The organism is Candidatus Bathyarchaeota archaeon (assembly GCA_026014685.1).
GTDB lineage: Archaea > Thermoproteota > Bathyarchaeia > Bathyarchaeales > Bathycorpusculaceae > Bathycorpusculum.
In genome coordinates this window covers 88269-110661 of record JAOZHW010000007.1, presented here as the reverse complement: position 1 = coordinate 110661, position 22393 = coordinate 88269, and the positions used below count along the sequence as shown (strand labels likewise).

Sequence of the window (22393 nt, the reverse complement as noted above, 5' to 3'; positions counted from 1 at the left end):
TCAATTCAGGTGAAAAACGCTTTTTAGCACGGGCTCAACTGTGTAACGCGCTTGCAGGTTCCATGCGTCATTTGTCAAAATGTCGTGGTCTCCTTGGATTTTCACAAAAAACGTTTCAACACCCGCGTTCTGTAGTTTTATGTTGAAGGATTCAGCGATCTCAATGGGGACGATGCGGTCGGAGACTCCGTGGATGAAGACAAAGGTTGCGTCATCGGCTGAGATGTAGGTTGCGGGGGATGCTTCCCGCCACAGGTTGGGGTTCTGTTCGTAGGAGATGTTGCCAAACAAGCTGCTAACTAGGCTGTAGATTAAGTTATTGTTTTCAGTCCTGTTTTGCCCCACAAACTCCAAGTCCGCTACACTTGCATAGTTGATTACCAATTGAACTTTTTCCACGGTTGAATTTGTGAGGAATGCTTCTTTTCCAGAGAGTGTTCCTAAAAGTGAGGCTAAATGTGCACCTGCGCTGCTACCCATAGCCGCCAGCCTTGTGGGGTCAATGTTAAAGTTTTGAGCGTTTTCTTTGATAAAGTGCACTGCAGCTAATACATCTTGGATGTTAGCTGGCCAAGCAGAGGCGTTCGATGTTGCAAGCGTGTAGTCAACGGTGAAGCCCGCGATTCCTCTTTTAGCATAAAACGCTGCCGTGGAGCTGAGGTCGCTTCGGTTACCTTCCACCCATCCGCCGCCGTGAAGATAAATCATCGCGGGATAAGGTCCGTCGCCGTCTGGCAGGTACACGTCCATTAAGTGGTATGGGTTGGAGTCGTTTAGGTATCGGACTCCACTTTGTAGGGTGTAGTTTGTTTTTTCAGGCAGTAACTTGGATTCGCCGTTTAGAGGGTTCCAGTACAGAAAAGTGAACAGAGACAAAACGGTGCCTAAAGCGATTACTCCAGCAAGTGCTATGTAGCGTTTCCTCAAAGCCCCTGTCCTCGACTTTAGACCTGTGCCTTTGAGTTAACACTTCAACGCCTAAATAAAAGATTCTTATAAACAACCTTTACCCTGTGCAAAACCGCTGGGGTGGCAATCTTGGGTCTATATTGCAACATCAAAAACCCAAGCGGCATCACAACCAACAGCACTAGGATTCTTGTTGCTTGGTAGAGGTAGAATAGGGGTCCGCTGGCAAAGAAGGATTCGCCTTGCCCGAACACGTAGGTTAGGATTACGAAGCTGATGAAGGGTTCTGAGAGGTAGATGAAGGCGCTGTGATCTGCTATTTGTTTGGCGAATCCGTTGGCGGGTATCTTTACTCTTCTTAGCGCCATCAGAGCTAGCAGGACCAAACTCATCGTTAATGCGATGCTTCGGGTGTTGAAGTAGATGTGGGCTACGAGGGCGTTAATGGGTGTGGTGTAGTTGAATACCCCTGAGAAATCCAGTGCAAAGAAAGCAACTATGGGTAATGCTACGAGTGCAGTTTTGTAGTTCATGAGTTTTTCGTAGAGGTGGAATTTGCTTATGTAGAAGCCGAAAACGAAGACCAAAAGGTACTGGTTAAACAATCCATCCAACCTCAGGGGGGTGTTAAAAGCCCAAAGAAGGGCTGTCCCCAAGAGCAACACGCTGATTGCAAAGATTTGTTTTTTTGTGCTTTGAACGTAACGTTCCAAAGCGCAGGTGATGGCCATGAACAGTAGCAAGAATGGGATAAACCACAGCGTTCCCCAATTATAGAGTGAATTTAAATGTGCAAACACGTTCATCATAGACACTTGAGAGACGAACGCCAAGGGCTCAGTCGGTGCACCCATAAGGGTATCTAAAAATAAATAAAATACGACTGCAGCAACGAAGGGAACATACAGTGTTAGGATTTTTGATTTAAAGAATTGTTTTAGGCTTCTGCCTCTTTTCTGAAATGAGGAGTAAGCCAAGTACCCGCCTACAAAGAAGAATACACTTAGCAAAAACCACTCTACTGGTTGCATGATGGCTGGGTAAGCAAATAAGAGGTCGCTGTGGACGAATATAAGTAGAACTAGGGCGGTTATTTTTAGGATTGTTAGTTCTGAGATTGAATGTGGCCGCTCAGCCTTCTGTATATCGTCGTAAGTCATCATATACATCAGTGTTTTCTCCAGCCGAGAGACACATTTCCATTTAACCCTTTCGGTCAAAAAACAAACGATAACCTCGAAATACAACAACCAAACATACATTCGCGGACAGAATATTGGACAAAAAATGCGCGTTTAGCTGTACAACAAACCATCAGAACGGCAGAAGACAAAATCAAAAGGTGAAAGCATGCTCATTTGTACGTCAATGTCGAGCACAACTCCTCCACCGTACGATTCAAGGTCAATTCAGCCATGTTACGACTGTAATCCACGATGCGTCGTGTGCTGTCAAAGATTAACCGCAAAATCGCCGTCACATTAGGATCCATCTTTTTGCTTGAAATCAACATAATTAGCTCGTTTTCCAACGCAAAAAGGGATTCACGCTTCGAAATTAGCTTTTCAGCATCTTTGTAGTCCCGCTTGAAAACTGCTTTAACGGCGTCTTCGTAAAGCTGCTGCGCCTGCATGTAATAGTTAGATAACTGTGTATAGGTTTCTTCGTCTATGGGGTCTTTTAAGAAGAGCGTTTCGTCGTCGATTAATTTCTGGAGTGACCCGATGCTGTTGACTATGTTGAGGGCGTTTTCGGCAATGTTTTCTATGTCGTTAACGGCTATGCGGTAGAGTAGGAACTCTTTAGGCGTTCTGAAACCAAGTTCACGGTATAGGTTACGCTCAATGCCGTATTTGAGTTGGCGAACTATGTAGAGTCCGAGTCGATTTACATCATTGCGTGCGTGAAGAACGCTGTCAAATAGGGCGGGACTGCGGTCGGTGAGGTAAGCTATAGCGTCTCGGTTGGCTGCAAGCGCCACGATGGCCATGCGGCGAACTGCTTTTTCGATGCCGAATTCGCTGTGTTTTATAAGAATCTGCAGCGTGATTTCTTCAGGGGTTTCGTCGATGATTTCTGCGCCTAAGAAGGTGTCGCGGACAAAGTTTTTTGTTTCAACTTTGTATTTTGGGGCGTCTTTTATGTTTTTGAAGTGTATGCGGATGATGTCGGCGCCTATGGCGTAGAGTGCACGTATCATGCGTAATGCGGCTTCGGGGGCTTCTTTGGGGTCGACGTTTATGTAGTATTCTTTGGGTTTTGCTGTGTCGCTTTTGCCTTCTTTCTCTGCTATTTTGCGCGGTACCAGCGTGAGGGTGTTGTCGGGTTGGATGTTGAAGGCGATTTCGCTGCCGCGTTTGAGTCCTATGTCTTCGACCCATTCTTTTGGGAGGGAGATGATGTAGGAGCCTCTGCCTGTGCATTGGACTCGTCTGTATCCGAGGTCTTTTTCGGCCATGTGCGTCACTTTGGTAAATGTTTCATGTATATAACATACTTCGTTAAGTGCAATATAAATGATTTTCAACAAAGTTATATAGATTATGTGCTATTTGGGTGGGCGCGCTCAAAAAAAGAGGGTACACCATTGCCGTTAAACACGTGTAAAGTAATAATAAAAAAAGATGAACAATCAATCAAAAGCAAAGGTGTATTATGCACAAGAGACGTGGAACTTCACATTCTAGTGCTCACATGCCCGCGCTAAAGAGAAAAAAGGTCAAAAACATGAAAAAAATAGTAGCAAAACAAGAAGCCTGCATGGGCTGCGGACTCTGCGAAGTCTACTGCACCGTAGCACACTCAAAAACAAAAGACATAATCAAAGCCTACAACAGCGAACGCCCCAAACCCATAAGCAGAGTAACCCGAGAAATACAAAAACCCGTCTCTTTTGCCATCCAATGCCGCCACTGCGAAGACGCCCCCTGCGTAGTCGCCTGCCTAACAGGCGCCATGACCAAAGACCCCAAAACAGGCGAAGTCAAACACAACAAAGACAAATGCATGGGTTGCTGGACCTGCATCATGGTTTGCCCGTACGGCGCCATAAAGATGGACAAAGAAAACAAAGTCGTCGCTAAATGCGACCTCTGCCAAGGCCTCAAAGAACCCGCATGTGTAGCGAACTGTCCAAACCAAGCTTTAGAATTCAAAGAGGTTCGATCCTAAATGGCAAAATACGTCATCATCGGGGCTTCCGCTGCAGGTATAGGCGCAGTTGAAGCCATACGCGAAATCGACCAAGAAGGCACAATTACAGTTATCTCAGATGAGGCTTGCCCGCAGTACAGTCGCCCCATGATCAGTGACTTCGTAAGCGGCAAAGCAGACTTTAACAAAATGAAGTGCCGCGAGGACGAGTTCTGGAAACAACTCAAAGCCGAACCAGTATTGGGCAAAAAAGCCACGGCACTCAACCTCGCTGAAAAAACTGTGACACTGGAAAGTGGCGAAAAAGTTTCCTACGAAAAACTCCTCTTAGCCACAGGCGGCAAGCCTTTCGTTCCCAAGATGGAGGGACAGGAAAAAGATGGTGTATTCACCTTCACCACCATAGCCGACGCCGAGCGTCTTGCGGCCAAAATCGACGCCATAAAAGCCAAATCGGCAGTTGTAATCGGCGCAGGTTTAATCGGCTTAAGCGTTACCGAAGCACTAACAAAACGCGGTCTAAAAGTTACGATGGTTGAGTTACAGGACAAAATCCTCAGCTTGCTCTTGGATCCTAAAGCCTCCGAGATGGTTGAGAGTGTCGTGAAAGCGGCAGGAGTCAACATCGTTACTGGTCAGTCTGTGCAGAAAATCATCGGCAAACCCGACAACGAAGCTGCAGTCGGCGGCGTAGTCCTCACAAAAGGCGACACCGTTCCATGCGACTTAGTTATCGTTGCCATCGGCGTTATCCCCCGAACAGAACTTGTTGCTGGCACAGCGATAAAAGTTAACCGCGGTATAGTGGTGGATAGCACGATGCAAACCAATGTACCTGACGTTTACGCCAGCGGTGATGTTGCTGAAGCATACGACTTCGTATTGGGCCAAAACCGTCTGTTACCTCTTTGGCCTCTGGCGATGCAAGGCGGTCACGTTGCAGGTTACAACATGGCAGGGCAAAAAGCAACATACGAAGGCGGAACAAACATGAGCAGCCTAAAATACTTCGGTATACCCATCGTCTCCATAGGTTTAGCTAACCCCAAAGATGACCCGACCGTTGAGGTGCTTGTGCAAAGTGACTTCGAACGCAAAGTCTACAAAAAGCTGGTCTTGCGCAACAATGTCATCGTTGGCATGACGATGGTTAACTGTATCGAGCGGGCAGGAGTCATATTCTACCTCCTCAAAAACGGCATAAACGTAAAGAAATTCAAAGACCAACTGCTCGCCGAGAGCTTCTGTTTGGCAACTTTGCCTGCGAGTTTACAGAAAAAGATGAATGTGGTGCAATAAAGATGGACGAGTACGACAGAAAAATTATGAACCCATACGGCGACGATAAAGACTTCGCAGCCTGCGGCATATTCGCCATGATGAACACTAACGGCGACCGCTTCGGCAGCAAAGACCCTGTTCGCGCCATGGCAAACATGCATGATCGTGGTAACGGTTTAGGTGGCGGATTCGCAGTCTACGGCATCTACCCGCAATTCAAAGATTACTACGCATTCCACGTCATGTACCTCAGTAGAGAGGCTAAAGAAAAAACAGACCGCATCCTAGCTTCCAGATTCGAAATCATCTACGACGAAGAGATGCAGACCAAACCCGCAAACGTACGCGACCCCCCCGTGGTTTGGCGCTACTTCGCGGCACCCAAAAAGAACCGCCCCGAAAGACAATCAGAAGAAGACTACGTAATCGAAGCTATAATGCGCGTTAACACCGAAACAGGCAAAGCATTCGTGTTTAGCAGCGGCAAAGACATGGGCGTCTTTAAAGGCGTCGGCTTCCCCGAAGATGTAGCAGAATTCTTTTGCCTCGAAGACTACCAAGGTTACCTCTGGAGCTGCCATAGCCGTTTCCCAACCAACACACCTGGCTGGTGGGGCGGAGCACACCCATTCAACATCCTCGACTGGACAGTAGTCCACAACGGTGAACTCTCCAGTTACGGCATAAACCGCCGCTACCTCGAAATGTTCGGTTACAAATGCACTATGCAAACAGACACTGAGGTGCTCGCGTACGCAGTGGACTTGCTCATGCGGCGGCAGCATCTGCCTGTGGAGTTGGTTGCCCAAGTACTGGCGGCGCCGCTCTGGGATGAAATAGACCAGATGGAACCCAAAAAAGCCAACTTGCTACGAGCGCTCCGACAAACATACGGCAGTCTCTTAATGAACGGCCCCTTCGGCATAGTCATCGCCCACCACGGCGAAATGATTGGGTTGGGTGACCGCATCAAACTGCGACCCATGGTTGCCGGTAGCCGAGGCGACTTCCAGTTTATTTCCTCAGAGGAGGCTGCGATGCGGCTTGTTTCGCCTCAGCTTGATAAGTTCTGGGCGCCACGCGGCGGCGAGCCTGTCATTTGTAGACTGAAAAACATGAAAGGTGTACAGTAATGAAAACTTACGTAATCCCCGAATACCTCGTTGAACGTGATCCAAGACGGTGCATACGTTGCAAAGTCTGCGTTAACCAATGCACCTACGAAACGCACTGCTACGACCCCGAATCCGATACCATAGTTAGCAAAGACTCCACCTGCGTCAACTGCCAACGCTGCGTAACCATGTGCCCCACAAACGCCATAACCGTCAAAAAGAACCCCAACGCCAACCGCGAAAACGCCAACTGGACCGTGGAAGCCATCCGCGATCTCAAGAAAGCCTCCGAAAGCGGCGCAGTCCAAATTACCGGTATGGGCAACGACAAACCAGCCTTCAACTACTGGGACCGTATCCTCCTAAACGCCAGCCAAGTCACCAACCCCTCCATCGACCCCTTGCGTGAACCCATGGAAATCCGAACCTATCTGGGAAGCAAACCCGACCACATAGAAATCGACTACAAAGACGGCGTACCCGAACTCAAAACCCAACTCACACCACAACTCCGCCTCGACACCCCAATAATGTTCTCCGCCATGTCATATGGCGCCATCAGCCTAAACGTCCATACTGCACTCGCACGGGCAGCCTCAGAATGCGGCACCTACTACAACACGGGCGAAGGCGGCTTAGACCAGAGCCTCTACCAATACGGCGACCACACCATCGTGCAGGTTGCGTCAGGCAGATTCGGTGTCCACCCTAAATATCTAGACTCAGGTGCAGCTGTCGAAATCAAAATCGGGCAGGGCGCAAAACCAGGCATCGGCGGTCACTTGCCCGGAGAAAAAGTCACCGAACCAGTTGCCAAAACCCGAATGATCCCTACAGGAACTGACGCGTTGTCCCCCTATCCGCAGCACGACATCTACTCTATCGAAGACCTCCGCCAACTCATCTACGCATTAAAAGAAGCCACCAACTACACCAAACCTGTCTCAGTCAAAGTTGCAGCAGTCCACAACATAGCAGCCATCGCAAGCGGCATCGTCCGCGCAGGCGCAGACATAGTCGCCATGGACGGCGTCCGCGGCGCAACAGGCGCAGCACCAAAAGTCATCCGAGACAACGTCGGCATACCCATCGAACTCGCCTTAGCACAAGTTGACCAGCGGCTCCGAGACGAAGGCATACGCAACCAAGCCTCCATCGTAGCTGCAGGCGGCTTTAGAAGCGCCTCAGACGTTTTCAAAGCCATCGCCTTAGGCGCAGATGCAGTTTACATCGGTACAGCGGCCCTCGTCGCCATCGGCTGCACAGTCTGCCAACGATGCTTCACAGGCAAATGTCCTTGGGGCATCACCACAAGCGACCCCTGGATTGGCAAACGTGTCAACCCCGACATCGCCACAAAGCGGCTAGTCAATTTGCTGCAGAGTTGGAGCTTAGAAATCAAAGACATGATGGGCGGCATGGGCATAAACGCCATCGAAAGCCTCCGAGGCAACAGATTGGCACTGCGCGGGGTTGGCTTATCAGATCAAGAGCTCAAAATTTTGGGCTTAAAAATGGCAGGAGAATAAAACTATGCAGGTACCCCCAAGAAGTAACCCCTCAGAAATCGACCCCAAATACCAATTACGCATAACCCACAGCGGAAAAACCGTCAAAATCGACGCATGCGACCTATACTACAAAGACCTCAACGCAATACTGCGCGCAGTAAACCAAGGCGATGATGTAGAAAAAATCGAGGTTTACAACGTCTGCGGCCAACGCTATCTCGGCACCGACCTAAACACCCCCGTGAAACTTGACATCTACGGCACCCCCGGCAACGACTTAGGTGCATTCAACAACGGTCCACAAATCACCGTGTATGGCAACGCACAAGACGGCTGCGGCAACACCATGAACGAAGGCCAAATCGTCATCCACGGACACGCAGGCGACGTCACAGGCCACAGCATGCGAGGCGGCAAAATCTTCGTCAAAGACTACGTCGGCTACCGCGTCGGCATCCACATGAAACAGTACCAAAAGAAAGTCCCGACGATAGTTGTCGGCGAAACTGCAGGCGACTTTTTAGCCGAGTACATGGCGGGCGGCATCATCTGCGTCTTAGGCTTAAACCTCAAAGAAGGCGAAAAATGCAACGCACGCTTCGTCGGCACAGGCATGCACGGCGGCGTCATCTACGAACGCGGAGAATTCCTCTGCCCAGTGGAAGGCACAAAAGTCCAAGACGTCGGCAAACGTGACATGGCAGTCATCGAGGGCTTAGTTAATGAGTACTGTAGCCACTTCGGCGGCGACCCCAAAGCCATCCTTGCAGCCAAATTCAAGAAAATCCTGCCCTTGTCGAGCAGACCGTATGCGAAGCTGTTTTCGCATTAAACCCCTTTTTCAATTATTTTCTTCTCTATACTTGACGCATCTATATGCCGCATAGACAAGTAGCGCAAGAGCAAACAGAGGGCAACTTAATCTTAAATTACAAAGTACTTCGGTGAAAGTTCAGTTATTTCGCTCCAGAAAGAAATCTCCATATCTTTAACGCCGGGGATAGCTGCGATTTCATCTCTAACCGCGAACAGGTGCTGGATGTCTTTTATCACTCCAATAGCCATAAGATCGTAATCTCCAACGGTTTTTGAAGCCACAATGATGTCTTTCATTTTTATGACGGTTTCCAGTATAGAAAAAGAATCAAACTGCGCTTTACCTTCCTCAGCTGGCGAGATGTCAATCATGAAAACTGCCATGGCGTTGTATCCGATTTCTTTAGGGTTAAGCACTATTGTGGATCCTCGGATGATGCCTTTTTGTTGAATAGCGTTGTATCGGTCAATTATGGTGTCGGGTGAAACGTTTAAGGCCGCTGCAATTTGACGAAAAGGGGTGCGGGCGTCTTTGGTTAATTGTTCAATTATGTAGAGGTCGATTTTATCCAGTTTTAGCCTCTCCTGCCATTGACAGATCAAAGTTTGAAGGGCAGAGCAGTATGTCGCTAACCCAGATGCTTGTAATTATTTCTCTAACCATCGGATGCCCCTTTATCGTTTCTTTGATTTCGTTGAGTTTCGCCACGTTTTTAACGATAACCAACGCAAAGATGCTGTGTCTACCCATAGTTTGGGTGGAGAAAACGATGTCGGGCATTTTCTTTATGAACTGCAGTATCTCATTGATGTGTGAGAAGTCAGCGCGTATGCCGAAGCTAGCCACACAGTCATAACCAAAACTTTTAGGGTTCAACAGAACGGTTGTTCCCCTCGCCACGCCCAGGCCTTCGAGTTTTTTGAATCTTTTGCTGATTGTGTCAACGGAGACGTTGCAGTTCTTGGCGATTGAGGCAAAGCTGACGCGGGCGTCTTTTTGGAGGGCTCTGATGATTGCTATGTCGATGTCGTCTAGTTTTGTGGCCATTTTGCTCCCTTCTGTATTGATAACCTTGTAGTTATAGATATAAAATGTTCCTATTTAATACAGGCTAAATTGTCGCAGTTTTTGCTAAATATATCTTAAAATATAGACAACTTGCAGTAAAATGTCCTACAAAATATTATATATTACCTGTAAATATCTTACACTGTGGCTGCACATGCGATCAGAAAAAGTGTTTGAACAAGTCGAGAAACTTGAGCATGGTATCAAGAAAAGATTCGCTTGCTCACACTGCGGAAAAACTTGGGTCGAAGTAATCGGAATATTCGCTGGGGCAATCGAAGGAAAAGACGACGTGTACCTCCAATTCGGTCAGGAATCTGAAGCCTGCCAAAGCTGTAAGCACCGCATCAGGTCCTGTCCCGCCTGTGGCTCAAAAGACGCCTACGAAATCGCCTTCTCCTCTGATAGCCTCAAAGATTCACCGCTAAGCTTTGACAGCATACGCATAGTCAGCAATTAACAAAAGACGAGCTGTGAATAAAACATGTATAAATCCCCCGAAGACTTCATGACATACGTAAAAGAAAAAAACCCCAACCAACCAGAATTTCACCAAGCAGTCGAAGAAGTTATAAATTCTGTTTGGCCAGTAATTGAAAGCACCCCAAAATATCAGTCAGCAAACATTTTGGAACGCATAGTTGAACCTGAACGCGTAATCATGTTCAGAGTAACATGGGTAAACGACAAAGGAGAAGTAAAAGTAAACAAAGGCTACCGTATCCAGATGAACAGCGCCATCGGACCCTACAAAGGCGGCCTCCGCTTCCACCCAACCGTCAACCTCAGCATCCTAAAATTCTTAGCCTTTGAACAAGTTTTCAAAAACTCCTTAACCACCCTACCAATGGGAGGAGCAAAAGGCGGCTCAGACTTCGACCCCAAAGGCAAAAGCGACGCCGAAGTCATGCGTTTCTGCCAGAACTTCATGATGGAACTCCAACGCCACGTCGGACCAAACCTAGACGTACCAGCAGGCGACATAGGCGTAGGTGGAAGAGAAATCGGATACATGTTCGGCATGTACAAGAAAATTCAAAACGAGTTCACAGGTGTATTAACTGGAAAAGGCCTCAACTGGGGCGGCAGCTTAATTCGACCAGAAGCCACAGGTTACGGCGTAGCTTACTTTGCTGAAGAAATGCTGAAATTAAAGGGTGAAAGCTTCAAAGGCAAAACCGTTTGCATTTCTGGTTCAGGAAACGTAGCTCAGTATGCTGTAGAAAAAGTAACCCAACTCGGCGGAAAAGTCGTCACCTTATCGGATAGCGACGGAACCATTTACGATTCAGAAGGCATTTCGGGCGCTAAACTAGCATTTGTTATGGATCTAAAGAACAACAAACGAGGCCGCATAAAAGAGTACATAACCAAATACAAGAACGCGGTGTACCTTGAAGGCAAACGACCCTGGGAAATCGAATGCGATGTAGCCCTACCTTGTGCTACACAGAACGAAATATGCGGAGAAGCAGCTAAAACCCTTGTAAAAAACGATTGTATGTGCGTATGCGAAGGCGCTAACATGCCGACGGAGCCCCAAGGCGTCAAAGTGTTCCTAGAAAACGAAGTCCTATATGGACAGGGAAAAGCCGCAAACGCCGGTGGTGTAGCCACTTCAGGACTAGAGATGTCACAGAATAGCATGCGCTTGTCTTGGACACGGGAAGAAGTGGACGCGCGTTTACGACAAATCATGAAATCCATCCATGAAACCTGCGTTAAATACGGCAAAGAAGGAGACTCCATAAACTACGTTAAAGGCGCAAACATCGGCGGCTTTGTGAAGGTCGCAGATTCAATGGTGGACCAAGGCGTTGTGTAACCATAACGTAAACTGGAATGCATAAACGTGAAATCAAAAGTCGAAATCGGGGAATGAACAGGAAGACCTATGCCATGTCAATAACGCTTAGAATCATTTGGCGAACCCAGAAGGATTCAGATGTGTGCCCAACATGCAAGGCATTGGACGGTTACACTTGGGTAGTGGAAGCTGGAAAACCCATTCCTAAGCAACTTGTTCACCCCGAATTCGGCCCTGTTTTTGACAACAGACCCGCCGTTGAAGGCAGCTTAGTTAAAGAGGAAACAGGGCACATCTGTCGATGTACTTTGGTGCATCAGTTCGATGTATCTAATGTACTCAAGATTGCCGGACGCGAACCTGAAGCTGCCGTTGATGAAGTAGTGTGCGAAGAGTCAGTTTAGCAAATCATCTTTAAACCTTTTTTTTTTCAATCTTTGCGTAGTTAACACGTCGGATATATGTTTCATTTTTTACCTATATTTACATCCATTTAATGTTCAATACTTTTTTAAGGCAATTTCTGCACAATTGATGTAAGGTAACTATCATGCCTTCAAATATGTCCAGCAGTAGCAAAAAAAACAAACAAAATATTCAGACCACAGAGGCCTCAGTCGAGTATGATTCGTCACTTGAGACCAAATGCGCTGGTTGTGGTGACATCCACCCTGAATACATGCTTGATGACAGGTACTTATGTTACGATTGCTACAAAGCTGAAAGATACTACTGGGCCAAAGTATCCCAAAGCACTTAGGAAACCGCATTCTAAACAGTCCCTCCTTGTTTTGTGACTGTTAACTTCCAGTCACATACCAATAAAACAGCGTTAAACTCATTCTAATCGAGAGCTAAAGCGTCAATTTCCAAAGAGGCTACAGCATGAGTTCTAGAAAAAAGGCGAAAAAACCCCCGCCATACTTCTACGACGGGCCACCTCCCTCTAAAGAGGAAAAAGAGGAATTAACCGAAGACATCTACGACACTGACGTCCGAGAAACCATGCTTGAAGAAGACGACATAACCGCAGCCGAAGAAGGCTTCATGGTAGGCAGAGAACAAGAGCCACCCAGCAAAAAAGAAACACGCAAGAAAGCCGCCGGCCACGATGATGACGTTTCGGTAGAATTAGCTAAAGAAGACGCCCAAGACTCCTAAGCAGCCTCTTTTCAGCGTCAAAAGGAGGTGAACTGTTGCAAAGTATGAGTAATTTGGATCCTTTGGTTGCTGCTTCAAACGTCTACAGAGCCATAAACGAAAACGACCGCGTAAGAGTACTTCAGGTAACCTTTAACCCCGGTGACAAAGCGCCCATGCACCGACACCCAGAACACGTCGTCTATGTACTAAAAGGCGGAAAACTAAGGCTTACCACCTCTTCGGGCTCTTCTAGCGACATCGACTTGGCGCAGGGGCAGGTGGTTTTTCTTGAGGCACAAAACCATGAGGCAATCAACATTGGGGATTCGATTGTTGATTTAGTTGTGATGGAGCTAAAGAAGTAGCTCCTTCCCCATTTTATTGGCAGCTGGGCTTCGATGAAAGCAACATCGAAATTTTTTGTTCTTTATATAAGGGAGGGGAGGTACACTTTGAGACGTCGCGTGGTTCCTGCTAGTTTTGCTGTTCTTTTAGTTGTCTCCTCAAAACCTTACCCGCCGCACTAAGTGGTAATTCTTTTCTGAATTCGACCTCGCGGATTGCCTTGTACGAAGCGACTTTTGTGTTAACATAGGTCATCAAATCCTCAGCTAAGACAGCTCTGCCTTCTTTGAGAACGACAAACGCCTTTGGGACCTCACCAGCCTCTGCATCAGCTTTGCCCACGACTGCACAAAGCTTCACTGCTGGATGCTCATAGAGTACATCTTCAAGTTCCCGCGGGTAGACGCTGAAGCCTTTGTGTTTGATAAGGTCTTTTTTGCGGTCGACGATATAGAAGTAGCCGTCTGCATCCATGCGGGCGATGTCGCCAGTGAGAAGCCAACCCGAGCGGAGCACATGTGAGGTTTCGGTGGGTTTCTGCCAGTAACAGCTCATGATTTGCGGACCTGTAACTGCCAACTCGCCCACCTCCCCAACCGCAAGCGTCTTTTTCCCCGTCTCTAAATCGACGATTTTTGCGTCTGTATCAGGCAGAGGCAACCCAATCGAGCCAACGTGCAGCCGCGCTTTGTCAACTGGATTACAGTGGGTAACTGGGGATGCTTCGGTTAATCCATATCCTTCCGCTAAAAATCCGCCTGTAACCTCCATGAATTGCTTCTGCACTTGCGGCGGCATCGAAGTAGCCCCTGAAATGCAGGCTCGAATCGACTTTAAATTGTATTTGGATAGGTCAGGGTTGGCGAGCAGGTATTGGTACATGGTGGGGACGCCGCAGAAGACAGTGACTTTGTGCTTCTGGATGCTTTCGAGGACTTTGGCGGGTTCAAACTTGGGCATAAGCACCATTTTTGCGGCTACACTTATGGGTGTGGCCATGCTCGTCGTCATGCCGTAGATGTGGAAAAGAGGCAAAGCAGTCAGGAAGATGTCGCTGCTTTTTGCTTGTATCATCGCGGCGAATGCTTGGGCGTTTGAAACCAAGTTGTAATGGGTAAGCATAGCGCCTTTGGCCGTTCCAGTGGTGCCTCCCGTGTACTGAAGTGCTGCTAAATCTTCTGAGTCAACCTCTACATCGGGTGGTTCTTCGGGAAAGCCCTCTTGGAAATCCCCAAAAAAGCCGTATTCACCAATACGGGAAATTACGATGTTTTTTTGTTGTGTTTTTTCGCGGACATCTGCCACAACTGGGTAGAGTGTGTCGAGTGTAACGATGGTTTCAGCCCCTGAATCTCTCAGTTGATATTCCACTTCCCGTTCTCGATGAAGCGGACTAATCGCTGTCACCGCAGCACCCGTCTTTAGAGCACCAAAATAAGCTATAACAAACTGGGGCACATTGGGCAAATAGAGTGCAACGCATTCGCCTTTTTGCACCCCAAATCTGGAGATGAGTGCGTTGGCAAACTGGTTTGAGAGCAAATCGAGTTCGGAGTAGGTGATTTCTTGGGTGCCGCATGTTATGGCGGTTTTTTTGGGTTGGTTTTTGGCTGCTTGATGAAGAAGCATATGCAGGGGAACTGTGTGGTATTCTATGTGTTTAGGTACTCCGTGAGGCCAATTTTTTAACCAAGGCTTCGAGTCATTCAAAGTCAGCTGCACTCCAGCAACAAGGTTTAGAGCGGCACAACTTTGCCCTCTTCAACGTCAGGCTCAATCACAACGGCAGTTCCCGTGGCCGAAAACAACACAACCCCATTCTGCAAGCCCAAATCAGATGTCTCCACGTCGATGCCTATTATTGCGTTAGCGCCAAGAGCCATAGCCCGTGCTTTTGCCCGTTCAATGGCTTCCCAACGTGCCTTCTCCATCTCAGAGGTAAAAGCGGTTACTTCGCCGCCAGCCATCGACTCAAAACCAGCGATGAATTTGCCGAATATACCTCTGGTGCGGGGTGTTAAGCCGGTGACTAAGCCCAGTACTTTTTTGATCCTATACCCTGCTATTGTGGGGGTTGTTACGATTAGGAAGGGTGTGGTTGGGGTTAGTTGGGCGCCGCATTTGCTGCAGTAGTTTGCGCCGTCGGGAACATTGTTTCCACATCGGGGGCAATTCATCTTGTTCACCTTAAGTGAGAGCTGTTTTTGATTGTTATGTCATGGTTTGTTTCTTTTATGCTTATGCAGTACTTAAGCCGTCACTGAGATAGAAAAACAATTTTTATGAGGGCACCTAAACCTTGTCCACAGTTTTTGTTCTGGAATTGTAGTTAGATGAAGCATACCATTTTTAGTGGTCTTAAATCGTCGTCGCTTGTATAGAGTTGGGCTTTGTAGTGTCTGGCTGTGGCGTAAACAAGGGCGTCTGAGAAATGCAAGCTATACTCAAGGCTGTAATCTGCGGCTTCAAGAGATATTGTCTGGTCGATGGGAACCACTGTGGTTTGGCTTAGTGCTGCGACTGCCAAGAGGGCTTCTTCTTCGCCTTTGAGCTTTTTGATTTTCTTGTAAACTTCATAGAGCACCACAACCGAGGTGACGATGTCTTTGGGTTTGGTGGATTCGATTACGGTTTTGTATTTTGCTGCTTTGGGTCCCTTTGTGAACCGTTCAATCCAGCCGGAGATGTCTATGCTAATCAATGCGGTCAGACTCGTCGCGGAGGTTTTCGGTGTCAAGTCCAGGGATGAATCCTTCGGTTTCTTTTATAGGACGTACGGGGATGTATTGGATGATGCCGTGTTTTGTTATGGCGACCATTTTGTCGCCTGGTTTGATGCCTGCTTTTTTGCGGAGTTTTTCTGGGATTACGATTTGGTATTTTTTTGAAACAGTCACCGTTTCCATCGTTAACCACACCGTATAACGGTATGCGTATCGATATAAAACTTGCTTATGCTAAAAAGTTAATTACACCCTTCAAACAACTAAACGAACAGCACCCCCCCAAAAAAAGGTTAACTAAACATGAAAACATTGCTAGTTGTATATTCATATCATCACCTAAACACTCAGAAAGTTGCGGATGTCTTCGCAAGGATTCTGGATGCAGAAATAGTTACGCCTCAGCATGCTAACCCGTCTGGGCTTGAGGGGTATGATTTAGTTGGGTTTGGCGCTGGAATCGATAGCGGAAAACACTACAAGCCGCTACTTGACTTCGCCGACCAACTCCCCAACGTCAACGGCAAGAAAGCCTTCATTTTCTCAACCAGCGGAGTCTCAAACACAAAATACAAAACCAAAATCCACACCTCCCTGCGAGAAAAACTCCAAACCAAAGGCTACACCATCGTCGATGAATTCAACTGCCACGGCTTCAACACCAACAGCTTCCTCAAACACATAGGCGGTATGAACAAAGGCAGACCCAACCAAGAAGACCTCCAAAAAGCAGAAACATTCGCCCAAAACCTAAAACACCCCCTCTAAAAACAGTTGGATGGTGCCGGGGGCGGGATTCGAGCCCGCGACTTCTGGACATGGGCGTTTGGCCACCTTTGTTCTCCAGATTATGAGTCTGGCGCCCTAGCCAGGCTAGGCTACCCCGGCAAACACCGCTCAAAATGGTGGTGTCGGATTGTTTAGTCTGATTTCTTTGATTTAAACTTTTAAGGTGACTTGGGGGTTTGGGTGAAAAGGGAGTGTTTCTGTCAAAATTTTGGTGTGGTCTATTTTGGTTTTTTTGTTTTGGTTTGGTTTTGTTTGTTTTTGTGGATGATGTATGCTGCGTAGTAGGTTACGCTTAGGATTAGGAAGGTGCTGTCGAGGGCGTTTGGGAAGGCGGAGAAGTATATCCAGTGGTTGAAGTATGTGGTGAATTTTAGGGCTATGCCGATGGTTCCGAAGATGAAGGCGGTTAGGAGTAGGTTGCCGAGTAGGGTTTTTGGGTTGATGTCGCGGGGTTTTGTTGTTTGCTTCATGTACGAGTCCTGTTTGGCAGACAAACAGGTGCTATTCGGCGTCACAGTTATTTATCGTTTGCCGCAAAACACAGACACAAAACGCTGAACAAAAAAGGAGACAGGGTCATGGTTTCTGTGCTTTGCCGTTGTAATCCGTCTTAAGCACGTTCATACCTGAAATAACCGCATCCATGCTGGCCTTGACGATGTCTTCTCTGACACCCATCGCCGTCACAGTACGGTTTCCCTTACGAAGATGAACGACAACTTCAACCATGGCGTCTGTGCCACCAGTAATCGCCTTAACGTTGTACTGCTCCAGCGTGATAGGCTCAGTTTCAGCGATAGCTGCCTTAACAGCGTTAATGGCTGCATCGACGGGACCCACTCCGATAGCGCTACCCCAAACCTCTTTGCCCTGCACTTTAAGCCGAACCGACGCCGTCGCAGTAACTTTGTTGCCTCCGACGAACGTGAGTTCCTCAAGCCAAATCGGCTTTTCACCACTCAACCCCATAACGGTTTCAGCTATGGCTAAGACATCTGCATCCATGACTGCTTTGCCTTTGTCGCCGAGTTCCTTGATGCGCAGCATGATCTCTTTGAACTGCTCTTCGCTGGGTTTAAGACCCATGTTAGCAAGGTCGTTTCGAATAGCGTTTGAGCCGCTGTGTTTGCCCGGTGCAATGCGCCGTTTGCAACCGACGAGTTCAGGTGCGATGGGTTCGTACGTGAGGGGGTTTGCTAGGACGCCTTGGGTGTGTATGCCTGATTCGTGTGTGAAGGCGTTTTCTCCAACTACTGCTTTGTTGGGCTGCACATGAACGCCTGTTAAACGGCTGACCAGTTGGCTGGTGCTGTAGAGCAACTCAGTTTTGATGTTGAGGTCCAGTTTGTAGAACGTGCGCAGGGCGACCACGATTTCCTCAAGCGCCGCGTTACCTGCACGTTCGCCTAAGCCGTTGATTGTGGCGTGGCACTGTTCAACCCCGACTCCGAGCGCTGCAACCGAGTTGGCTACTGCCATGCCAAAGTCGTTGTGGCAGTGTACTCCAATCGGCACCTTGATTGTTTCTTTTAGTTTAGCGAAGAACTCCACGGTACGTTCAGGGGTTAAGTAACCGACTGTGTCGCAGGGCGTAACGCGATCCACACCTGCATCTACCGCGGTTTGGAACACTTTGGTTAAGTATGCAAAGTCTGAGCGTGTCGCATCTTCCGCCAACAACTCCACGATCAATCCGTGGGCTTTAGCGTACCGCACACAGTCCTCAGTTATTTTGAGCACTTGCTCGCGGGTTTTGCGGAGTTTACACTCAATGTGTAAGTCTGAGGTGGGTATGATCATGCTCATCGTGGAGGCGCCGCTTTTGATGACGGCATCGATGTCGCCTTTGGTGCCTCTGCCTGCGCTACTAACTTCAGCTCGCAAGCCCTGCTTGGCAATAAGCGACACTGCCTCCATTTCGCCCTCGCTGACTGCGGCGAACCCAGCTTCGATAACGTCCACACCGAGTTCGTCTAGCCTCTGGGCTATCCTTAGTTTGTTTTCAGGAATCAGACTGACTCCGGGTGTTTGTTCACCATCCCGCAGGGTGGTGTCTAAAAATTTCACGGTTTTAGGGAAGCGGTTGAATAAAGCGATACCCCATTTAAGGTCATCTCTCCATTGCTCAGCGCGAAGCAGGGATATAAGATTTATGGTATTACAAATTCATACTTTCCTTTCAAGCCTCCTTTGACAATTTGTGCATAAAGCAAAAATAACCAGCTTCCCCTTTCTTGTGCAGATGAACTTTATGATTAGCGACTTTAACCTCTTAGCCACCACTGCACGCGGCAACGAGAAAGCCATGACCCACGAAATCGTTTACCTCCTAAAAGACGAATTAGGCGACGCCGAAGCTAAAGCAAGCAAAACCAAAATCCGCGGCTTAATAGTCGCCAAAACTGCACTTGACCCCATCGCAGTCATAGAGAAATTCCACAGCATCCTCACAGAGCGACCCTATATGTTCCGTTATGCCCTGCGTATCGTGCCTATTCAACGGGTTGTACCCACGGATTTGGAGGAAATCAAGAAGGCAACCGCGGAGTTGGCGACAAAAATTGGCGAAACACAGAGTTTCCGTGTTACCGTCGAGAAACGTTTCACTGAACTGCACACAAAAGACCTCATCGAAGCAGCAGTGGGCGACATAAAAGCTCGTGTTGATCTCAAAAACCCTGATTGGGTAATTCAGGTTGAGGTGTTGGGGGCTTTGACTGGGGTTTCGCTGATTCATCCAAACGATGTTTTGGGTGTTGTGAAAGAGAAAATCCTCTAAAGTTGCGTTGAAAGAAGGGCTACGTCTTCGATTACCAAGTTAACCAGCGCCTCTTCTGTGGTGACTGGTTGGGTTTTTAGTTGCTCAGCGGATATTTGGAATGTTTCCTTGATTTTTTGTTGCTTAGGTTTGGTTAGTTTGAGAACTGAATCGTCAGGTTCACTGCCAACACACGAGGTTAACTCTTTTATCATCGCTTCCACACATTTGGGGCTGCTGCCTACAACCACTACCGCCATTGCTTTAGTTTCAGGTTTAACGCCGATTTTGTCGATGGCTTTCTGGATTTGCCGCTGCGCTGCCGCATACAGCATGGTTTCCATGGCAACGCTTTTGGATTTGTTGGTTTTGCTGTGAAAGGCTTGCAAAGCGTTGAGGACTGCAAAGTAGAGGTGTTCCTGTGTTGCGATCAGGTCAGCTTCAAAAAACTGGACTTCTACGTGCAGGTTGTTTTGTTTGCGGTTAGCTTTTAAGAACTCATCAACTTTACTGAAAGATATGTTTCGGTAACCTGTGATTTCGACGTATTTACCGAATTCTTCGATTTGCTGCAGCATCATTTTGGCTCCTGCATTCCGCTTAAGAGTTTGTCAGCTAACTGTTTGGGTAAACCTGCTTTTACAATTTTTTGAATTTCTTGATTAGCTTGCCGTTTCCCTAACTGTTTTCTGGTTATGCAACGCAGCGTTTCTTTAGTGTCCCAAGGAAAAATAACCCAACTGTCAGTTTCCTTCTCGAAATAGTCAGGTTTTTTGACACTTTGAGGTTTAAAGTAGATTGTTGCACACCTGACTTCTTGGGCACCCTGATTTTTGAGGTATTTTTCGGTTACTTGCAGGCTTTTTCCTGTGTCCGCGATGTCATCTACCAGAAGCACCTTTTTACCTTGCACAGGCGCGGTGAGTGCATGTTTTATTGTGGGTTCCGCTTTTGTTTGAGCTATATCCACATAGAACTCAACCTGTAAGGTCGCAATCTGCGTTACTTCAAGCAAATCCGCCAAAATACGGGCAGGAACTAAGCCGCCACGTGCTATCGCTACAATGAGCTCGGGGTTGAAGAGTGAAGTCTGGATTTTCTGAGCCTGCGCTATGAGTATGTCGTAGATTTGGTTCCATGTGGGGATTTCGTACTGTATTGTTGGTGCCTCTTTAGGGGAATTTGGTTTTTGGGTTCTGTTAAGCCTTTCGATACGAGTGGTGATTGCGATTGCACGTAAACATAACACAACTAATTGAGAGAAGTGCGAAGCAATTTTTTCTATGAACTCACAGTTTAGGGGGCATACGGTTCCGTATCCGCACCAGCTGGAATCACGCGACGTCTCAAAGTGTACCTCCCCTCCCTTATATAAAGAAAAAAAGGTGATTCTTGAACTGTTATTGCTGGTTTGAACATGAAAACTCAGCGAAGAAGACTGCGACAAGACTTTTACACTCACAAAGCGTTGCCGCTCCTAAATTAAGCTGCATCCTTTGAATACCCCGCTGCATCCAGTAACGGCTAAATACAACAAAGCCCACATGCGTTGATATTCAGCGTGGGATCAACCAAATGACAGATATGCCCGAATTAATCGTTGACTTAATCGAAGCATCCAAAAAGCATGAGCAGTACCGCGACAAAGAATGCATAAACATGATCGCAAGCGAAGGCATCAAGTCACCCGCTGTCTGCCAAATGCTGGACATGAGCCACGACCTCGCCACCCGATACGCGGAAGGCGACAACGACATGGCGGGGCACGTTAAGAAACGTTACTATCAAGGGCAAAAATACATGTCCCAAATCGAAGACCTCGCATGCGACGCAGTCAAAAACCTTTTTGGCGCGTCATGGGCCGATGTCCGTTTAATCTCAGGTACCCACGCCAACACAGCCACATTCAAAGGCTTATCGATGGCTTCCAGAAACAACAAAATGGTCGTCACCCCCTTAAGCTGCGGTGCCCACATAAGCCACGACTACACGGGTTTAGCAGGCAGCATACTTGGAATAGACAACATCAACCACGTCTACGACCTAAAAGAATTCAACATAGACGCCGAAAAATCCGCCTACGTTATCCGCGCCGCGAAACCCGGCATCGTCACCTTCGGCGGCAGCCTCTTCCTCTTTCCACACCCAATAAAAGAACTCAAAGAAGTCTGCGACGAAGTAGGCGCATACATAGCCTACGACGCCGCGCACGTTTTGGGTTTGATTGCAGGCGGCCAATTCCAAGACCCATTGCGCGAAGGCGCTGATTTTATCACTTCTTCCACTCACAAGACTTTTCCAGGTCCACAGGGTGGCGTCATCATGGGCAACCCAGATACACCCGCCAAAGAGAAGGCGGTGCGGAAAATCCAGCATGCCGTCTTCCCCTTAACCGCTTCCAGCACGCACCTCGGCAGACTGCCCGCATTAGGTATCGCCTGTCTCGAAATGAAGCTCTTCGGTAAAGAACTAGCCACCCAAATCGTCAAAAACGCCCAAACCGCTGGGCAGTACCTTTACGAAAACGGCGTCAAAGTCATAGCTGAACATAAAGGCTTCACACGCAGCCACCAAATAGCCCTTGACATTCGAGCGTTCGGCGGCGGCAATAAAATCGCCCAAGACCTCGAAGACGCAAACATCATCCTCAACAAAAACCTGCTGCCCTACGACGACCAAGACACCAAAGAGAACCCCTCAGGTCTACGCGTTGGGTTCCAAGACATCACTCGCCGCGGTTTCCGCGAAGGCGACATCAAACACCTCTGCGACTTGATGCTGGATGTAATCAAGGGCAAACGTAGTCCCGCTGAGGTTAAGGTTGATGTGTTGGCGCTTAAGAAAGAGTTTTCTGGCGTCAAATACGGTTTCCAAAGCGTTGATGAAGCCCTAAAATACGTCAAAAAGCCCTAAAGTTGGCTTCAACCTCTTTTCAACCCTTAGAAGCAGGCAAGCTCTTTTGGGCAGATTTATA

Annotated in this window: 26 protein-coding genes and 1 tRNA gene; 13 read left to right on the top strand and 14 right to left on the bottom strand. The window is 47.9% G+C overall.

Annotated elements, in window-relative coordinates; all coding sequences use genetic code 11:
• From NWE96_04885 to NWE96_04875, 3 genes are all read right to left on the bottom strand, one after another.
• The gene (locus NWE96_04885; GenBank protein ID MCW3983313.1) at window positions 1-927 is read right to left on the bottom strand and encodes an alpha/beta hydrolase; all 927 of its coding nucleotides are present in this window, start codon (window positions 925-927) and stop codon (window positions 1-3) included.
• A 44-nt stretch (window positions 928-971) separates the two neighbouring features.
• A complete protein-coding gene (locus tag NWE96_04880; GenBank protein ID MCW3983312.1) occupies window positions 972-2129 on the bottom strand; it encodes an acyltransferase in 1158 nt (385 codons plus the stop codon).
• Window positions 2130-2263: 134 nt separating this feature from the next.
• Window positions 2264-3367: a phosphate uptake regulator PhoU gene (locus NWE96_04875; protein MCW3983311.1), complete on the bottom strand. Its 1104-nt coding sequence runs from the start codon at window positions 3365-3367 to the stop codon at window positions 2264-2266.
• A gap of 269 nt (window positions 3368-3636) precedes the next feature.
• Between NWE96_04875 and NWE96_04870 the strand changes: the two genes are divergently transcribed.
• Genes NWE96_04870 through NWE96_04850 form a run of 5 tightly spaced genes read left to right on the top strand, consistent with a single transcriptional unit; the run spans window position 3637 to window position 8801 of the window.
• A complete protein-coding gene (locus tag NWE96_04870) occupies window positions 3637-4080 on the top strand; it encodes a 4Fe-4S dicluster domain-containing protein (GenBank protein MCW3983310.1) in 444 nt (147 codons plus the stop codon).
• Entirely contained in the window at window positions 4081-5361 is a 1281-nt protein-coding gene (locus NWE96_04865) for an FAD-dependent oxidoreductase (protein MCW3983309.1), read from the top strand.
• Window positions 5362-5363: 2 nt separating this feature from the next.
• Complete coding sequence (locus NWE96_04860; protein MCW3983308.1) at window positions 5364-6476, top strand: glutamine amidotransferase family protein; 1113 nt, start codon at window positions 5364-5366, stop codon at window positions 6474-6476.
• Window positions 6476-7987, top strand: a complete 1512-nt coding sequence (locus tag NWE96_04855) for a glutamate synthase-related protein (GenBank protein MCW3983307.1) — start codon at window positions 6476-6478, stop codon at window positions 7985-7987. Before NWE96_04860 ends, NWE96_04855 begins: the two co-directional genes overlap by 1 nt.
• Window positions 7988-7991: 4 nt before the next feature.
• Entirely contained in the window at window positions 7992-8801 is an 810-nt protein-coding gene (locus tag NWE96_04850; protein ID MCW3983306.1) for a hypothetical protein, read from the top strand.
• A gap of 92 nt (window positions 8802-8893) precedes the next feature.
• On the opposite strand, the gene NWE96_04845 is transcribed toward NWE96_04850, so the two are convergent.
• Window positions 8894-9388, bottom strand: a complete 495-nt coding sequence (locus NWE96_04845; GenBank protein MCW3983305.1) for an Lrp/AsnC family transcriptional regulator — start codon at window positions 9386-9388, stop codon at window positions 8894-8896.
• Window positions 9351-9833, bottom strand: coding sequence for an Lrp/AsnC family transcriptional regulator (locus NWE96_04840; GenBank protein MCW3983304.1), 483 nt, complete (start codon window positions 9831-9833; stop codon window positions 9351-9353). The genes NWE96_04845 and NWE96_04840 overlap by 38 nt, the downstream gene beginning before the upstream one ends.
• A 175-nt stretch (window positions 9834-10008) precedes the next feature.
• On the opposite strand from NWE96_04840, the gene NWE96_04835 reads away from it, so the two are divergent.
• The 5 genes from NWE96_04835 to NWE96_04815 all read left to right on the top strand — a co-directional run bounded on the left by NWE96_04835 (window position 10009) and on the right by NWE96_04815 (window position 13169).
• Window positions 10009-10314, top strand: coding sequence for a hypothetical protein (locus tag NWE96_04835; GenBank protein MCW3983303.1), 306 nt, complete (start codon window positions 10009-10011; stop codon window positions 10312-10314).
• A 24-nt stretch (window positions 10315-10338) separates the two neighbouring features.
• The gene (gene gdhA / locus NWE96_04830; protein MCW3983302.1) at window positions 10339-11679 is read left to right on the top strand and encodes an NADP-specific glutamate dehydrogenase; all 1341 of its coding nucleotides are present in this window, start codon (window positions 10339-10341) and stop codon (window positions 11677-11679) included.
• A gap of 74 nt (window positions 11680-11753) precedes the next feature.
• Window positions 11754-12065, top strand: a complete 312-nt coding sequence (locus tag NWE96_04825; GenBank protein ID MCW3983301.1) for a hypothetical protein — start codon at window positions 11754-11756, stop codon at window positions 12063-12065.
• A gap of 481 nt (window positions 12066-12546) precedes the next feature.
• A complete protein-coding gene (locus NWE96_04820; GenBank protein MCW3983300.1) occupies window positions 12547-12822 on the top strand; it encodes a hypothetical protein in 276 nt (91 codons plus the stop codon).
• A 44-nt stretch (window positions 12823-12866) separates the two neighbouring features.
• A complete protein-coding gene (locus NWE96_04815; protein ID MCW3983299.1) occupies window positions 12867-13169 on the top strand; it encodes a cupin domain-containing protein in 303 nt (100 codons plus the stop codon).
• 109 nt (window positions 13170-13278) lie between these two features.
• On the opposite strand, the gene NWE96_04810 is transcribed toward NWE96_04815, so the two are convergent.
• From NWE96_04810 to NWE96_04795, 4 genes are all read right to left on the bottom strand, one after another.
• Window positions 13279-14859, bottom strand: a complete 1581-nt coding sequence (locus NWE96_04810; GenBank protein ID MCW3983298.1) for a long-chain fatty acid--CoA ligase — start codon at window positions 14857-14859, stop codon at window positions 13279-13281.
• A gap of 26 nt (window positions 14860-14885) precedes the next feature.
• Complete coding sequence (locus tag NWE96_04805) at window positions 14886-15326, bottom strand: heavy metal-binding domain-containing protein (GenBank protein MCW3983297.1); 441 nt, start codon at window positions 15324-15326, stop codon at window positions 14886-14888.
• Window positions 15327-15478: 152 nt separating this feature from the next.
• The gene (locus tag NWE96_04800) at window positions 15479-15886 is read right to left on the bottom strand and encodes a type II toxin-antitoxin system VapC family toxin (protein MCW3983296.1); all 408 of its coding nucleotides are present in this window, start codon (window positions 15884-15886) and stop codon (window positions 15479-15481) included.
• The gene (locus tag NWE96_04795) at window positions 15843-16055 is read right to left on the bottom strand and encodes an AbrB/MazE/SpoVT family DNA-binding domain-containing protein (GenBank protein MCW3983295.1); all 213 of its coding nucleotides are present in this window, start codon (window positions 16053-16055) and stop codon (window positions 15843-15845) included. Before NWE96_04795 ends, NWE96_04800 begins: the two co-directional genes overlap by 44 nt.
• Before the next feature lie 120 nt (window positions 16056-16175).
• Between NWE96_04795 and NWE96_04790 the strand changes: the two genes are divergently transcribed.
• Window positions 16176-16640: a flavodoxin family protein gene (locus NWE96_04790; protein MCW3983294.1), complete on the top strand. Its 465-nt coding sequence runs from the start codon at window positions 16176-16178 to the stop codon at window positions 16638-16640.
• Window positions 16641-16651: 11 nt separating this feature from the next.
• On the opposite strand, the gene NWE96_04785 is transcribed toward NWE96_04790, so the two are convergent.
• The 3 genes from NWE96_04785 to NWE96_04775 all read right to left on the bottom strand — a co-directional run bounded on the left by NWE96_04785 (window position 16652) and on the right by NWE96_04775 (window position 18728).
• Window positions 16652-16760: transfer RNA gene (locus NWE96_04785), tRNA-Met, on the bottom strand.
• A 119-nt stretch (window positions 16761-16879) separates the two neighbouring features.
• On the bottom strand, window positions 16880-17131 hold the full coding sequence (locus NWE96_04780) for a hypothetical protein (GenBank protein MCW3983293.1): 252 nt from the start codon (window positions 17129-17131) through the stop codon (window positions 16880-16882).
• Between the two features lie 106 nt (window positions 17132-17237).
• A complete protein-coding gene (locus NWE96_04775) occupies window positions 17238-18728 on the bottom strand; it encodes a 2-isopropylmalate synthase (protein ID MCW3983292.1) in 1491 nt (496 codons plus the stop codon).
• A 184-nt stretch (window positions 18729-18912) separates the two neighbouring features.
• On the opposite strand from NWE96_04775, the gene NWE96_04770 reads away from it, so the two are divergent.
• Entirely contained in the window at window positions 18913-19440 is a 528-nt protein-coding gene (locus tag NWE96_04770) for a THUMP domain-containing protein (GenBank protein ID MCW3983291.1), read from the top strand.
• On the opposite strand, the gene cgi121 is transcribed toward NWE96_04770, so the two are convergent.
• Together cgi121 and NWE96_04760 are read right to left on the bottom strand one after the other, a co-directional pair.
• Window positions 19437-20000 carry a KEOPS complex subunit Cgi121 gene (gene cgi121 / locus NWE96_04765; GenBank protein ID MCW3983290.1) on the bottom strand — a complete coding sequence of 188 codons (564 nt, stop codon included), beginning with the start codon at window positions 19998-20000 and terminating at the stop codon, window positions 19437-19439. The genes NWE96_04770 and cgi121 overlap by 4 nt on opposite strands.
• A complete protein-coding gene (locus tag NWE96_04760; protein MCW3983289.1) occupies window positions 19997-20881 on the bottom strand; it encodes a phosphoribosyltransferase in 885 nt (294 codons plus the stop codon). The genes cgi121 and NWE96_04760 overlap by 4 nt, the downstream gene beginning before the upstream one ends.
• Before the next feature lie 113 nt (window positions 20882-20994).
• On the opposite strand from NWE96_04760, the gene NWE96_04755 reads away from it, so the two are divergent.
• Window positions 20995-22332 (top strand): serine hydroxymethyltransferase, encoded by a 1338-nt coding sequence (locus NWE96_04755; GenBank protein MCW3983288.1) that lies wholly within the window; start codon window positions 20995-20997, stop codon window positions 22330-22332.
• The last annotated feature ends 61 nt before the right edge of the window (window positions 22333-22393 follow it).